General features: G+C 50.4%; 18 protein-coding genes and 1 pseudogene. All 19 read left to right on the top strand.

Annotation, left to right across the window (positions count from 1 at the left end):
- The first annotated feature begins 121 nt into the window (after nt 1-121).
- Nucleotides 122-397, top strand: a complete 276-nt coding sequence (locus HV127_RS31340; protein WP_004136193.1) for a hypothetical protein — start codon at nt 122-124, stop codon at nt 395-397.
- Entirely contained in the window at nt 348-539 is a 192-nt protein-coding gene (locus HV127_RS31950; RefSeq protein WP_074168745.1) for a hypothetical protein, read from the top strand. Before HV127_RS31340 ends, HV127_RS31950 begins: the two co-directional genes overlap by 50 nt.
- Nucleotides 540-624: 85 nt before the next feature.
- On the top strand, nt 625-810 hold the full coding sequence (locus HV127_RS31335) for a hypothetical protein (protein WP_142461840.1): 186 nt from the start codon (nt 625-627) through the stop codon (nt 808-810).
- 106 nt (nt 811-916) lie between these two features.
- Nucleotides 917-1,117, top strand: a complete 201-nt coding sequence (locus HV127_RS31330; protein WP_182240980.1) for a hypothetical protein — start codon at nt 917-919, stop codon at nt 1,115-1,117.
- Between the two features lie 76 nt (nt 1,118-1,193).
- Complete coding sequence (locus HV127_RS31325) at nt 1,194-1,394, top strand: hypothetical protein (protein WP_182240978.1); 201 nt, start codon at nt 1,194-1,196, stop codon at nt 1,392-1,394.
- Nucleotides 1,395-1,509: 115 nt separating this feature from the next.
- Nucleotides 1,510-1,887 carry an outer membrane protein assembly factor BamE gene (gene bamE, locus HV127_RS31320; RefSeq protein ID WP_182240976.1) on the top strand — a complete coding sequence of 126 codons (378 nt, stop codon included), beginning with the start codon at nt 1,510-1,512 and terminating at the stop codon, nt 1,885-1,887.
- A 266-nt stretch (nt 1,888-2,153) separates the two neighbouring features.
- Complete coding sequence (locus tag HV127_RS31315) at nt 2,154-2,645, top strand: DUF1441 family protein (RefSeq protein ID WP_064375435.1); 492 nt, start codon at nt 2,154-2,156, stop codon at nt 2,643-2,645.
- The gene (locus HV127_RS31310; RefSeq protein ID WP_182240974.1) at nt 2,645-4,753 is read left to right on the top strand and encodes a phage terminase large subunit family protein; all 2,109 of its coding nucleotides are present in this window, start codon (nt 2,645-2,647) and stop codon (nt 4,751-4,753) included. The genes HV127_RS31315 and HV127_RS31310 overlap by 1 nt, the downstream gene beginning before the upstream one ends.
- A complete protein-coding gene (locus HV127_RS31305) occupies nt 4,750-4,965 on the top strand; it encodes a hypothetical protein (RefSeq protein WP_094963360.1) in 216 nt (71 codons plus the stop codon). Before HV127_RS31310 ends, HV127_RS31305 begins: the two co-directional genes overlap by 4 nt.
- Entirely contained in the window at nt 4,962-6,461 is a 1,500-nt protein-coding gene (locus HV127_RS31300) for a phage portal protein (protein WP_094963359.1), read from the top strand. Before HV127_RS31305 ends, HV127_RS31300 begins: the two co-directional genes overlap by 4 nt.
- Complete coding sequence (locus HV127_RS31295) at nt 6,406-8,421, top strand: ClpP-like prohead protease/major capsid protein fusion protein (RefSeq protein WP_103215621.1); 2,016 nt, start codon at nt 6,406-6,408, stop codon at nt 8,419-8,421. The genes HV127_RS31300 and HV127_RS31295 overlap by 56 nt, the downstream gene beginning before the upstream one ends.
- A gap of 87 nt (nt 8,422-8,508) precedes the next feature.
- Nucleotides 8,509-8,835, top strand: a complete 327-nt coding sequence (locus HV127_RS31290) for a capsid cement protein (protein ID WP_182240972.1) — start codon at nt 8,509-8,511, stop codon at nt 8,833-8,835.
- Entirely contained in the window at nt 8,828-9,121 is a 294-nt protein-coding gene (locus HV127_RS31285) for an ATP-binding protein (protein ID WP_064375429.1), read from the top strand. The genes HV127_RS31290 and HV127_RS31285 overlap by 8 nt, the downstream gene beginning before the upstream one ends.
- Complete coding sequence (locus HV127_RS31280; RefSeq protein WP_182240970.1) at nt 9,111-9,662, top strand: phage tail protein; 552 nt, start codon at nt 9,111-9,113, stop codon at nt 9,660-9,662. Before HV127_RS31285 ends, HV127_RS31280 begins: the two co-directional genes overlap by 11 nt.
- Nucleotides 9,659-10,057: a phage minor tail U family protein gene (locus HV127_RS31275; protein ID WP_182240968.1), complete on the top strand. Its 399-nt coding sequence runs from the start codon at nt 9,659-9,661 to the stop codon at nt 10,055-10,057. Before HV127_RS31280 ends, HV127_RS31275 begins: the two co-directional genes overlap by 4 nt.
- A 7-nt stretch (nt 10,058-10,064) precedes the next feature.
- Nucleotides 10,065-10,541, top strand: a pseudogene (locus HV127_RS31270) (phage tail tube protein); the annotation flags it as partial.
- 50 nt (nt 10,542-10,591) lie between these two features.
- On the top strand, nt 10,592-10,987 hold the full coding sequence (locus HV127_RS31265) for a phage minor tail protein G (RefSeq protein ID WP_064375426.1): 396 nt from the start codon (nt 10,592-10,594) through the stop codon (nt 10,985-10,987).
- 20 nt (nt 10,988-11,007) lie between these two features.
- On the top strand, nt 11,008-11,325 hold the full coding sequence (locus tag HV127_RS31260) for a phage tail assembly protein T (protein ID WP_094963353.1): 318 nt from the start codon (nt 11,008-11,010) through the stop codon (nt 11,323-11,325).
- Nucleotides 11,306-13,897 carry a phage tail length tape measure family protein gene (locus HV127_RS31255; RefSeq protein ID WP_228727549.1) on the top strand — a complete coding sequence of 864 codons (2,592 nt, stop codon included), beginning with the start codon at nt 11,306-11,308 and terminating at the stop codon, nt 13,895-13,897. Before HV127_RS31260 ends, HV127_RS31255 begins: the two co-directional genes overlap by 20 nt.
- The last annotated feature ends 28 nt before the right edge of the window (nt 13,898-13,925 follow it).

Here is a 13,925-nt window from a genome sequence, read left to right as displayed (position 1 = left end):
GTATTCTGCCGCCCAACGTTGTGGCGATGATTAGCCCCGCACTGGTAGTTCTCGCCATCCTTTCTCAGTACGTCAGACAGCCAAAGCTGAAAGAAAAAGCCGATGAGCAGCAGGAGCCGCAATGAGCCTTGAATTTATCAGTGGACTGGTGGTCGTCCTGCTTGGCTTAATCGCTGGCGCATTCGGCATTGGCCATGCACGTGGAACCAGTAAAGCAGAGTCCAAAGCCAATCAGCAGCGTATCGAAGCGAACACCGCCGCCAGCGTTGCCGCAGCAGAACGGAAAGAGAAAGCCACCAGAGAGGCCAGCAATGTACAGCAGACTGTTAGCCATATGCCTGATGACGATGTTGATCGCGAGCTGCGCGAACAATTTACCCGCCCCGGTGGTAGTTGATACCGCGTGCAGCTGGGTGCGGATCATCTACCTGACTGACCACGATATAGACGTGATGGATAAACAGACGAAGCGCGACATTCTGGCGCACAACAAATCAGTGCAGGCGAACTGTCTGACGAAACCTACTAATAATAGGTAAATTCATGCTTGCTGATTGGCGGTTAACACGCTAGTTGTTCGTGATAAAATTCCTGGGGTGATGTTTTCTTAAAGGAATTCGTGATATGGACGTGCTAATTGACAGTACCCTCAAAGGCTATCTCTTTCTTTTATTGGATATGTGGCCGGTGCTGCTTGTTGCTTTCGTAGGGCTAGCTTTCTCCTTTTATGGTGTTTTAATGCCGAAAACAGCAATCACTTTACTGTTACTTGCTGTAGTAATCGGAATTGCCGGAGGGATTTATGCATAGGGCATGCCACGATACTTTCTGACTACCCGTGCTTCGCAAAATCAAGTTATTAGTCCATAGCCTCGCAATAGCGGGGCTTTTTATTACCAGAAGCAGGAGAAGAAGCATGTTAACAGTAAAAGTGATGTCGCCTGGCGGCGGCGAAGAAATCCACTGTGGCCTGAGCGTTGGTTTCAACCCCAGCCAGCAGAGCATCGCGGTATCAGGAATGGACCAGAACGTGTTCCTTAAGCAGGGAGAAGTGGCCTATGTGATGAACGCGAACGGTAAGACCATTTCCCGTTACGAGCACGTCGCGCGGCAGTAGGCATTACAGGAGCCACTGACAGAGTGGCTTCGATAATGTTTATTTAATGCTGATTATGTAGTGGGGAGAGGATTATATGACTGACAGAGAAATTGCTTTAGAACAGGCTTTAATCGCGGTTATAGGTGCCTATAGAAATGATGGTGGTGATGTAGATTCTTTAATTCAGCAATCGCAAGGGCTGTTACTTGGAAACACTGAATATCGCTTCGTTGAACATCCTTATGTCACAGAAGCCTGCACTGAAATTGAGAAAGCTGCCAGTTTTAAAAAATAGCATTTCAATCCGCTGAACTACCAGCCTCGCAATCTCGGGGCTATTTTATTCCTTAATTGCGATGTTGTTGCTTCCCTTGCTAATCTGTTCTGAAACAACTGATGGGGATAGGGACGTGAAGAAGTTACTTTTTGCAGCATTAATTGGCGTTTCAGCCTTAACAATTACCGCATGTGCGCCAACAGTCCAGAAAATAGATTACAACCAGAAATCAATGCTTTTATCTCTCGGGATGAGCAAAACCGACGTCATGCAGATCATGGGGTCGCCCCGTAGAACGGATGTGAACCAGGAGCGAGAACGTTGGATTTACTGGAATAGAACGCTTTATGGCTACACAATTATTGATAATGAACAGTTAGCTAATGATCGATTGGTTGTAACGTTTGTCAATGGCAAAGTCACCAAATGGGGACAGCAAACACTGACAGACGACATCATGGAGTCGTCGCAGAAAAGTGCTCAGGCTTATGCAGAAGCACTAAAGAAATAGTCATTAAAACTAACTTAGAACCTCGCTGCTGGCGGGGTTTTTTAGTATTTGAGGTAAGTATTATCATTTGAAATATTAGATGTAAATGATATTAATTATCATTTTCATGGGTCCTCCCGGAGAGGGAGCCTGCCACGGGGCGGCGGACTCGCGGAAAACGGCTAGTTTTCGAATTACATAGTCATCATCATCATGTACGCAGGTTATTGATTATCCAGATGTAGGGTTTTCAATGATGTCGAATTGTACAAAAAGTGTTCACCATCATGGACCAGGAAATCGCTGCTTTAAAACTAAACATCAACCAGCTCGCTGGTATCACAGGCGTACACCGTCAGACGGTAGCCGCCAGGCTGAAAAACGTTGTTCCGGCACCAGGCAGTAATAGCAAGCTCAAACTCTATCTCGTCACTGATATTTTGAGTGAGCTGATGATTCCAGTGGTCTCAACGGCAAGCGTCGAAGAGATGGATCCCTCAGACAGGCTCGCGCACTGGAAGGCTGAGAACGAGCGACTGAAATATGAGGTTGATACAAAGCAGCTTATTCCTGCCGAAGACGTTGCCAGAGAATTTTCACTGATGGCGAAAGCCGTTGTTATGGTGCTTGAAACACTCCCGGACATTCTTGAACGCGACTGTGCGCTTACGCCGGTTGCGGTATCACGTGTGCAAAGCGTGATTGATGACCTGCGTGATCAGGTCGCCCAAAAAGTAATGGACGCCGAACCAGAGGAGGATGAGCCAGAGGAGGACTGATGGCAAAACGGGCATCTGCAAGGGGTATCCGCCGCGATGTCTCCGGTATTCTACGTGCCCCGCGGCGTATGCTGGTGGCCGATGCGGTCAGTTCATATATGCGTGTGCCGATGGGGGCGGGTAACTCCGTACCATGGGATCCCAATCTGGCGCCTTATATTATTGAGCCGATGAATTGCCTGGCATCCCGTGAATATGATGCCGTGGTGTTTGTCGGCCCAGCCCGAACCGGCAAAACGATCGGCCTGATTGATGGCTGGATTGTCTACAACATTGTTTGTGATCCCGCCGACATGCTGGTTATTCAGGTGTCAGAAGAGAAAGCGCGCGAGCACTCGAAGAAGCGCCTGGACCGCACTTTTCGGTGCAGCCCGGAAGTAAAATCACGGCTTAGCCCGCGCCGTAATGACAACAACGTCCACGACCGTACATTTCGCGCCGGGAACTACCTTAAACTCGGCTGGCCGTCAGTAAACATTATGTCGTCGTCAGACTACAAAAGCGTAGCGCTGACTGACTATGACCGCTTCCCTGAGGATATTGACGGGGAGGGTGATGCCTTTTCCCTGGGTTCTAAGCGTACGACTACCTTTATGTCCAGCGGGATGACACTGGTAGAGAGTTCGCCTGGCAGGGACATCCGCGACACAAAATGGCGACCAACTACTGCGCATGAAGCGCCGCCGACTACCGGCATATTATCGTTGTTTAATCGCGGTGACCGCCGCCGCCTTTACTGGCCTTGTCCGCATTGCGGAGAATACTTTCAGCCGGAAGTCGCTAATATGACCGGCTACCGGGATTCCCCTGATCCCGTTCTGGCAAGTGAGTCTGCTTATCTCCAGTGCCCGGCATGCAAGGGCAGGATCACGGCGGATATGAAACGTGAACTGAATATCCGCCATGTCTGGTTGCGCGACGGGGAAAAAATAGACCGTGATGGCAACAGATTTGGTGAACCGCGTCGATCACGCATCGCTTCATTCTGGATGGAAGGGCCTGCAGCTGCATATCAGACGTGGGCGCAGATGATATACAAATTCCTGACTGCCGAGCAGGAATACGAGTCCACACAGAGTGAAGAGACGCTGAAAACGGTGGTCAATACCGACTTTGGTCGACCTTATCTCCCCCGCGCCAGTCTCGAACAACGTAAAAGCGAACTGCTGGAACAACGCGCCGAAGACGTGCCAAAGCGCTCTGTACCAGATGGCGTGCTGTTTATGACTGCAACCGTCGATGTGCAGGGCGGTAAATCCCGTCGTTTCGTGGTTCAGGTGACTGGCTACGGTGAGCAGGGTGAACGATGGCTGGTCGATCGCTACAACATCCGCCAGTCATTACGGGCAAACGAGCACGGTGAATGTTACCCCATTGATCCAGCGGGTTATCCGGAGGACTGGGATTTACTTCTGTCTGACGTGTTCGAAAAGGCATGGCCCTTAGCGAGTGACCCGTCTAAACACATGCGACTCATGGCGATGGCTGTCGATTCCGGCGGCGAGGATGGTGTCACCGATAACGCGTACAAGTTCTGGCGTAAATGCAAGCGGAATGGGCTGGGGAAAAGGATTTACCTCTTCAAAGGTGACAGTGTCCGACGCTCAAAACTTATCACAAGCACATTCCCTGATAACACGAACCGCTCAACCCGCCGGGCAAGGGCTGCTGGCGATGTGCCGCTTTACCTTCTCCAGACCGATGCACTGAAAGATCGGGTTAATAACGCCCTGTGGCGTGAATCACCCGGCCCGAACTATGTGCATTTCCCGAAATGGCTCGGCAGCTGGTTCTACGATGAGCTGACCTATGAGGAGCGTTCACCCGATGGAAAATGGAGCAAACCGGGCCGAGGTCCGAACGAAGCTTTCGACCTGCTCGTTTATGCCGATGCGCTGGTCATATTGCACGGGTACGAAAAGATCAAATGGCCGGATGCGCCTGAATGGGCGAAGCGGACAACGTGGATCGAAGAAAGCACGTCGGAAACTGGCGAAGTGTCATCCACGTTACCAGCAAAAACGACCCATAACAGGAAAAAACGGAAGGCAAATAAGCCCGACGTTGAAAACAATCCCTGGACCACATCATCAGGAGGCTGGGTGTGAAACAAACCGATATTGAATCCATTATCCAGCGTTATACCGATGCGGAAATAGCTGTGCTGGATGGGAAGTCCGTTACATTCAACGGACAGCAGATGACGCTGGAGAATCTGTCCGAAATCCGCAAGGGGCGTCAGGAATGGGAGCGTCGTCTTGCTTCCCTGCTGGCTCAGCGTAACCGGCGACCCGGTTATAAACTCGCGAGGTTTTCATGAGCCTGTTAGATGATGCAATTGGCGTCTTTTCCCCTGGATGGAAAGCTGCACGGTTACGTTCGAGAGCGATGATTCAGGCATATGAAGCGGTTAAGCCCACCCGAACACACAAGGCCCGCAGGGAAAACCGTTCCGCTAATCAGCTAAGCCAGATGGGGGCTGTATCCCTCCGTGAACAGGCGCGCTATCTGGACAACAACCACGATCTCGTTATTGGTGTATTCGATAAGCTTGAGGAAAGGGTTGTTGGTGCTAAAGGGGTTATTGTTGAGCCCCACCCGGTACTGAAGAACGGAAATATAGCGAAGAAACTGGCTGAACAAATCAGAACTAAGTGGGCTGAATGGTCGGTCAGCCCTGAGGTTACTGGGCAGTTTACCCGCCCGATGCTTGAGCGGTTGATGCTCAGGAGCTGGCTCAGGGATGGAGAAATTTTCGCTCAGATGGTCAATGGCTCTGCTCTGGGGCTTGAGCCGGTGGCTGGCATTCCTTTTTGGATTGAAGCGCTTGAAGCTGATTTTGTGCCGATGACTAATGATGAGTCTCAGCAACTTTGTCAGGGAGTTTATGTAGATAACTGGGGGCGGCCTAAAAAGTACCTAGTCTATAAAAGTCTACCTGTTACTGGCCGTCAATTGGATACAAAAGATGTGGATGCCGGGAATATGCTTCATCTCAAATTTACCCGCCGTCTTCATCAGACCCGAGGTACATCTCTCCTTTCAGGTGTACTCATGCGCCTCAGTGCGCTGAAAGAGTACGAGGATGCGGAGCTAACGGCTGCACGCATTGCAGCTGCACTGGGGATGTACATTAAAAAAGGGGATGGGCAAAGCCTTGATGGTGACGCCAGTAAAGACAATCGCGAAGTGATGATTGAACCCGGCATTATCTATGATGATCTGCTCCCCGGTGAAGATATCGGGATGATCAAATCTGACAGACCAAACCCCAATCTTGAAACATTCCGAAATGGGCAACTGCGCGCTGTCGCTGCCGGGGCGCGTCTCAGCTTCTCCAGTACAGCAAGAAACTACGATGGGACATACAGTGCCCAGCGTCAGGAGCTGGTTGAGTCAACAGATGGTTATTTGATCCTCCAGGACTGGTTCATCGGCGCAATTACCCGGCCAATGTACCGAAACTGGTTAAAAATGGCGGTGGCTTCTGGCGAAATTCAGCTACCCCGCGGGCTGGATATGGCATCGCTTTACACTGCCGTTTATTCAGGTCCGGTCATGCCATGGATTGATCCAGTCAAAGAGGCCAATGCCTGGAAAGCGCAAATCCGTGGTGGTGCTGCGACAGAATCAGACTGGGTGCGAGCCAGCGGACGCAATCCGGATGATGTCAAACGCCGTCGCAAGGCTGAAGTTGATGATAACCGCGAACTGGGACTGGTGTATGACACCGATCCTGCAAACGATAAAGGAGGCACCAGTGCCGAAGTCAAAGAACCAGACGCTCCGTCGCCCGAAAGCCAGCGCAAGAAGTAATTCGTGGTTTCGTATGCAGGCCAGCGCCGACAATCAGGCTGAAATATTCATTTACGACGAAATTGGTTACTGGGGGGTGACAGCCCGACAGTTTGTTAACGACCTGAAGGCGCTGGGCGATGTGACCCATATCAACCTTCATATCAACTCTCCCGGTGGCGACGTCTTTGATGGTATCGCCATTTTTAATGCTCTTAAACATCATGGTGCGTCAATCACCGTTCACATCGACGGTCTGGCCGCGTCTATGGCCTCGGTCATTGCCATGGTAGGTAACCCGGTCATCATGCCGGAAAATACCATGATGATGATCCATAAGCCCTGGGGCTTTGCTGGTGGTGATGCCAACGATATGCGTGACTACGCAGAACTTCTGGACAAGGTTGAGTCCGTTCTTATCCCCGCTTATGCAGAGAAAACCGGAAAATCTTCGGATGAAATAGCGGCAATGCTGGAAGACGAAACCTGGATGGACGGCAAAGAATGCGTCGCGATGGGTTTTGCCGACCAGACCACCCCTTCTCTTCAGGCGATGGCCTGTATCCAGTCTAAACGTATTGAGGACTTCGAAAAGATGCCAAAAAGTATGCGCAACATGTTAACGCCGCCACGAGCAACCACTCAGCGCGATCCGCAGCAACCTCAGGGGCAGCAGCCGACGGTCACTCAACCTTCCGGGGCAGACGAAAATACAATCCGCGCCCAGGTTATCGCAGAGCAAAAAGAGCGCGTTAATGGTATTAACAACCTCTTCGCGATGTTTGGTGGTAAGCATTCCGAACTTCAGGCGCAGTGTGTAGCCGATATGGATTGCTCTGTCGATCTGGCAAAAGACAAACTGCTGGCGCTGCTGGGGAAAGATGCTTCTCCATCGGCGAAAACCACGCCAGCGCACACCCACGCAGGTAACGGTAATTTTGTCGCCGATGGTATTCGCCAGGCATTGATGGCGCGCGCAGGATTTGAAGATCAGGAACGTGATAATGTCTACAACGGGATGACCCTGCGTGAATATGCTCGTATGGCGCTGACTGAGCGCGGTATTGGCGTATCCAGCTATAACCCGATGCAAATGGTAGGGCTGGCGCTGACGCACAGCACCTCTGATTTTGGCAATATCCTGCTTGATGTCGCCAATAAAGCAATTCTGCAAGGCTGGGATGAAGCGGCAGAAACCTTTGAACAGTGGACGAAGAAAGGCCAGCTTTCCGACTTTAAAACAGCGCATCGTGTGGGTATGGGGGGATTCCCTTCTCTGCGACAGGTTCGTGAAGGCGCTGAGTATAAGTATGTGACTACCAGCGATAAAGGTGAAACCATCGCGCTCGCCACCTACGGGGAAATTTTCTCTATCACTCGCCAGGCTATCATTAACGATGATCTGAACCAGCTCACCGATGTTCCGATGAAAATGGGCCGGGCCGCCAAGGCGACTATCGGCGACCTGGTTTACGCTGTTCTGACTAAAAACCCAAAACTCTCCGATGGTAAGGCGTTATTCCATGCCGATCACCGCAACCTTTCTTCCGGTGCGATTTCTGTCGGCAGCCTGGATGATGCGCGTAAGCTGATGCGCCTGCAGAAAGAAGGTGAGCGATCTCTGAACATCCGACCGGCATTTATGCTGGTGCCGGTTGCACTGGAGACGCTGGCCAACCAGACGATCAAGTCAGCGAGCGTCAAAGGGGCGGATATCAATGCCGGAATTATCAACCCGATCCAGAATTTTGCAGATGTGATTGCTGAAGCCCGTCTGGATGATGCTGATGCTAAAGCCTGGTATCTGATGGCAGCCAAAGGGACGGACACTATCGAAGTGGCGTACCTGAACGGCGTTGATACACCTTATATTGATCAGCAGGAAGGGTTTACCACCGACGGCATCGCCACCAAAGTTCGTATTGATGCTGGAGTGGCTCCACTTGACTATCGCGGTCTGGTTAAATCCAGTGGTCAATAGTTCTCAACTCTGAATCACAATATCAATGCCCGTCAGGGCTTTTTTTATAACTGAATTCAGCCCCGAACGGGGCTGAAAGGAGATGTTATGGCTAAGAATTACATTCAGGCAGGCGCAACTATCCCGCTCAAAAACGCCGGGAGTGAAGATGTTCTCAGCGGTGATCCGGTTGTTGTCGGCAGCATGATTGCTGTAGCGATTACCGATATCGCGGCGGGCGATGTGGGGGATGGTTTTGCCGAAGGGGTATTCCTGTTACCCAAGCTGCCTGCTGATGCCGTGACTGCGGGGACGAAAGTTTATCTTAAAGCCGGAAACGTTCAATTGGATGAAACCGATGCGGTACTGGCCGGGGTTGCCTGGGAGGATGCCGCTGCAGGCGTAACCGTTCTGGAAGTCAAGATTAATGGCTAATGCTTTTGACAACCTGGCTGCCAGAATGGATACGTTAACGGCGAACAGGCTGGGGAGGCCGGTCACTATCAATGGTGATGATTATATTGCCGTTGAAAGTCATTTGTTGCTGGAAATGGGCCAAGTTGCAGGGGATGGCATTAGTTTGGTCATCTTTACTGTTGATTATCAGCCAGCACGTGGAGACATGGTTACCTATAACGGGCAGGCTTATACCGTGACTCGTTGGTTACCCTTCAACAGCAAACCGCAAATCTGGATTGAGGAGGACATAGGTGACGATTAAAGGCCTGGAAGAACTCAAACAGAACCTCATCAATATCAGCAAAAATGCGATACCTCGTGCGACTTCCCAGTCTATTAACCGTGTAGCCGGAAGGGCAATAAGCAGGAGCTCTTCACGGGTGGCAAAAGAGACAAAGGTAAAGCGCAAACTGGTTATGCAGCGCGCCAGGCTTAAGCGGGCGAGTCCTAAAAAGCCAATGGCAACCATCCGGGTAAATCGCGGTAATCTTCCGGCGATAAAGTTGGGGCCGGTCCGGGTTCAGCTTTCACGGCGCAGGCGGGATAGCGGTAGTTCGGGGAGCGTTCTGAAAGTTGGGAATTTCAGCTTTCCTGGCGCTTTTGTACAACAGCTTAACAATGGTCGTTGGCATGTTCTGAGAAGAACCACCAAATCCCGTTACCCTGTTGAAGTGGTGAAAGTGCCACTCGCCACGCCCCTGACAACGGCATTCAGAGAAGAACTGCCCAAACTGATGGAATCGGATATGCCAAAAGAAATGATGGCTGCCATCAAAAATCAGATAAGGCTGGTGACGAAATGATTCACCCACAAATCAGAAAAGCTGTGCTGGATAAACTGAAGTCAACGATCTCCGGGAAAACCTCCTGGTACGACGGTCGACCCGCATTTATCGCACCAGAAGAGTTACCGGCAGTTGCTGTGTATCTGACTGATGCAAGAACCACAGGTAGCAGTATTGACGAGGAGGAGTGGGAGGCCGTTTTGCATATCGAGGTCTTTCTGAAAGCCACGTCACCAGACAGCGCACTGGATAAATGGATGGAAACCCGTATTTATCCGGCAATGGCTGATCTTCCTGCGCTGGTAAATCTTGTCGAGACCATCAGCATAGGAGGATATGACTATCAGCGCGATGATGAGGCTGCTACCTGGGGATCCGCTGACCTCCAGTATTCATTGACCTATATTATGTGAGGACCTTATGGCAACCCCAACACCAACTACCCCGACGAAAGGTGCCGGAACAACCTTCTGGATTTACACAGGCACAGGTGACGCATACGAAGATCCACTCAGCGACATAGGCTGGACACGGACGGCTAAAATTAAGGAGATTACGCCAGGCGAACTGACCGCAGAATCATACGATGATTCCTATATCGATGATGATGCACCTGAATGGGACTCCACTGCTCAGGGCGTTAAGTCAGCCGGGCAATCAAGCGTCACGCTGGCATGGAAACCCGGTGAGACTGGTCAGCAGGATCTTGTTGACTGGTTCATGAGCGGCGATGAAAAAGCTTATAAGATTAAATATCCAAATGGTGCAGTAGATATTTTTACTGGCTGGATAAATAGTCTGGGTAAAACCATTGCACGAAATGAAGTTATTACCCGTAGTGCTCAGATTACCAATAAAGGAAAACCGTCTCTGGCTGAAGATAATTCCTCCGTTAATCCTTAATGTATTTCGATAGCGGTGCTATGGCACCGCGCTGGAGCAATATAATGACTTATCTTAAGAAAGATATATTAAACCCAGATGGTGAGAATATTCATCTTTTTGAATTGTCTGCCTTCAGTCGTATGACATATATTGAGTTCATGGTTGAAGAGCGAAAATCATTACCGACTGATGGGCTTCCACCTGATGAAAATTTTAAAATTGCGACCTTATTGACTATGCGCGATCAGGCCATGCTTGTTGCTTTATCCTTGAGTGAGGCAGATGACGAGCAGCGCGAGGGGAAAGATATCTTTCCGGAAATTATGCGTAAATATCCTCCAGGATTACTGGGTAGCGCGGCCTTAATGGTCCGTATGCTTTCAGGGATGGTCCCTCCTGTCATTAATGAAACCGAAGAGACTATAGAAGAGGATGCACCGGATCTGGAAAAGTCCTGACCCGCTCACGTCGCTTTGCTATGCGCTTAGCCAGAGAGTTTGGTCGGCCTGACTGGCGCGCCATGCTTTCGGAAATGTCCTCCTCTGAATGGTTCGAATGGATTGAATATTACCAAGAGCGTTGCTTCAGCGACGATCTGCTTGATTCCCATTTCGCAAATTTAAGCTTCCTCGCCGTCAGTCTTTTCACTGATCCAGACAAACACGGTATTTCCGCCCCTGATTTTAGTTTGCTTGCAACAGCCAGGGAAGAAAGCGAGGACGTTTCTGACGAACAGCTTATGTCAATAGCCGAGAGCATTCCCGGAGGAGTTCGCTATGTCCCAGCCAGTGGGTGATCTGGTCGTTAAAATTGATGGTGATAGCGCAAAATTTGATGAGGAAGTTGCTCATCTCAATAAGCAACTGAGCGGGTTAGGCAGAGCAGCAAACGACAGTTCAGCACAGGTTACGGCAGCTTTTTCACGTCAAGAGCGCGCTGCTAAGCGTGCTGGTATTTCAATCGGGCAGTATAAAAATGCGATGCGCATGCTGCCTGCACAGTTCACGGACGTCGCCACTCAGCTGGCTGGTGGCCAGAGCCCCTGGCTAATCATGTTGCAGCAGGGCGGGCAGGTAAAGGATTCCTTTGGTGGTCTGGTTCCGACCTTTCGTGCCTTGCTGGGATCAGTAACCCCTCTGGCGCTGGGTATCACCGCATTGACCGCCGCAGGTGCGGGGATGGGGTATATCTATTATAACGGATCGTCAACCCTTTCAGATTTCAATAAAACGCTCACATTATCTGGCAATTCTGCGGGCCTGACTACCGACAGAATGCTGGTACTGGCAAAATCCGGCCAGCAGGCCGGACTTACCTTTGATCAAACCAGTGATTCCCTGACGGCATTAATTAATGCTGGGGTCGGCGCTGGTGCACGTTTTGATGAATTAAGCCAGTCAGTAGCGAGATTTACTGCTGTCTCAGGTGTCCCGGTTGAGAAGGTTGCAGAAGCATTCGGGAAACTGGCTAATGATCCGACATCCGGCCTAGTTGCGATGGCGCAACAGTTTCATAATGTGACGGCCGAGCAGATTGATTATGTTGCTCAATTGCAGCGCTCAGGAGATGAAGCAGCCGCACTGCAGGCGGCTAATGATGCGGCGACGAAGGGGTTTAATTCCCAGACTCAGAGCCTAATCGATAACATGGGTACGATTGAGCGCTCTGCTGATTCGTTGAAACGCGCGTTTAAATCCATGTGGGATGCTGCACTCGATCTCGGTCGGCCAGATACCGCCGGTGAGATGGCAAGTAAGGCAGAAGTTGCTTTTAAACGGGCTGATGAAATATGGAATCTCAGGAAAAATGACCGTTATGTGAACGATGAAGCCAGAGCCCGTTACTGGAACGACCGGGAATCGGCCCGTCTGGCCCTTGATATGGCGCAGCAGCAGGCTGGTATTGCCAAAGCCAGCGTGGCTGCGGCAGAAAAGGAAGCAGAGGCAGAATCTGATAAACAGAAATATGCGGCCCAGGCGCAGGCAAATTATGCTAAATCGCAGACCGCTCTTGAAAAATATACTGCCCGTCAGAATGAATTAAATAAGGCACTGAAAGAAGGACATATCCTTCAGGCCGATTACGCCATTAATATGGCTGCAGCTAAAAAAGAATATGAGGCCTCCTTAAAAAAAACGCCTAAATCAAAAGGTTTCAAGGTCTCAGCGGGCGATCGTTCTTCTGATCAGGCAAATGCTGAAACCCTGCAGTTGATGTCCGAGCTAAAAGTGTTGCAGCAGCATAAGGAATTGAACGACACAATCAGTGCTGAGCGGAAAAAACTTTGGAAACTTGAGGCTGATTTCTCAGTACTTGAGGAGGCATCGAAAACGCGTGCGCTGAGTAAAGATGAACAGTCTTTGCTTGCCAGTAAGGATAAAGTTCTAGCCCAAGCTGAAGTTAATGCAAAACTCGGCGATCAGATCGTCGCCCAGGAACGTTTAAACAAGCTTCAGGATAACTCGTTAAAATACGTTACCCAGATGCAGGAAAAAACAGCGGCACTGACAAATAGTGCCGGACTGGGTGATCGGGACAGTCAACGTAATCTCGAAAGAGCACAGTTACGTCAGGGATGGAAAAATCAGGGCGGTACTCTGGAGGACGAAGGTTACAAAAAAGAGCTGGAAGCTCTGGAGGGATACTATGCTGCTCAGGATGAAATGCGAGGTAACTGGCTGGCCGGTGTCGAGTCTTCATGGCAAAACTATGCTGATATGGCTACCAACTATACCCAGATTGCTGCGGATACGACTAATACTGCGTTGAGCGGAGTGACGAGTAATCTCCAACAGGGGTTATATGATCTTGCCACGCAGTCTGAAGATGCTGGCGATGCCCTTAGCAACATGGTTGAAGGGTTTGGTAAGACTGTCATCCAAACCTTAACTCAGCTTGCTGCTCAGTGGTTAGTCTACCAAGGGGTACAGCTACTTGTAGGAAAAACTACACAAGCTTCCGCTGTGGCTCCTCTGATTGCAAATGCTCAGGCTATGTCATTGCAGGCACAAATAGCTGCTTACGCTTCAACCGCAGCCATTCCACTTGTTGGTCCTGCGCTTGCGCCTGCTGCTATGGCAGCCGCCGCAGGAATCACTACTCCCCTTGTTGCTGCTATTTCAGCTTCAGCATTAGCAGGCATGGCGCATGATGGTATCGATAAAATACCAGAAACGGGGACATGGTTATTGAAGAAAGGGGAGAGGGTAACAACTGCGGGAACGTCAGCAAAACTGGATGCAACACTGGAGCAAGTCAGGCAGCAGAGAGTTGGGGGGGGCAATCCTTTAAGGGTCGAATTCAACAACTCATTCGTAAGCGTCAAGTCACTGCCGCCTGTGATTCCAGTCCCGGGATCGCTAGCTTAGAGCTCCGTCTAATTTAGAAGGAGCTCTG

It is taken from the genome of Klebsiella sp. RHBSTW-00215 (genome assembly GCF_014103785.1).
Lineage (GTDB): Bacteria > Pseudomonadota > Gammaproteobacteria > Enterobacterales > Enterobacteriaceae > Klebsiella.
The sequence above is the reverse complement of the archived record's forward strand: the minus strand, read 5'-3'. Positions and strand labels throughout refer to the sequence as shown.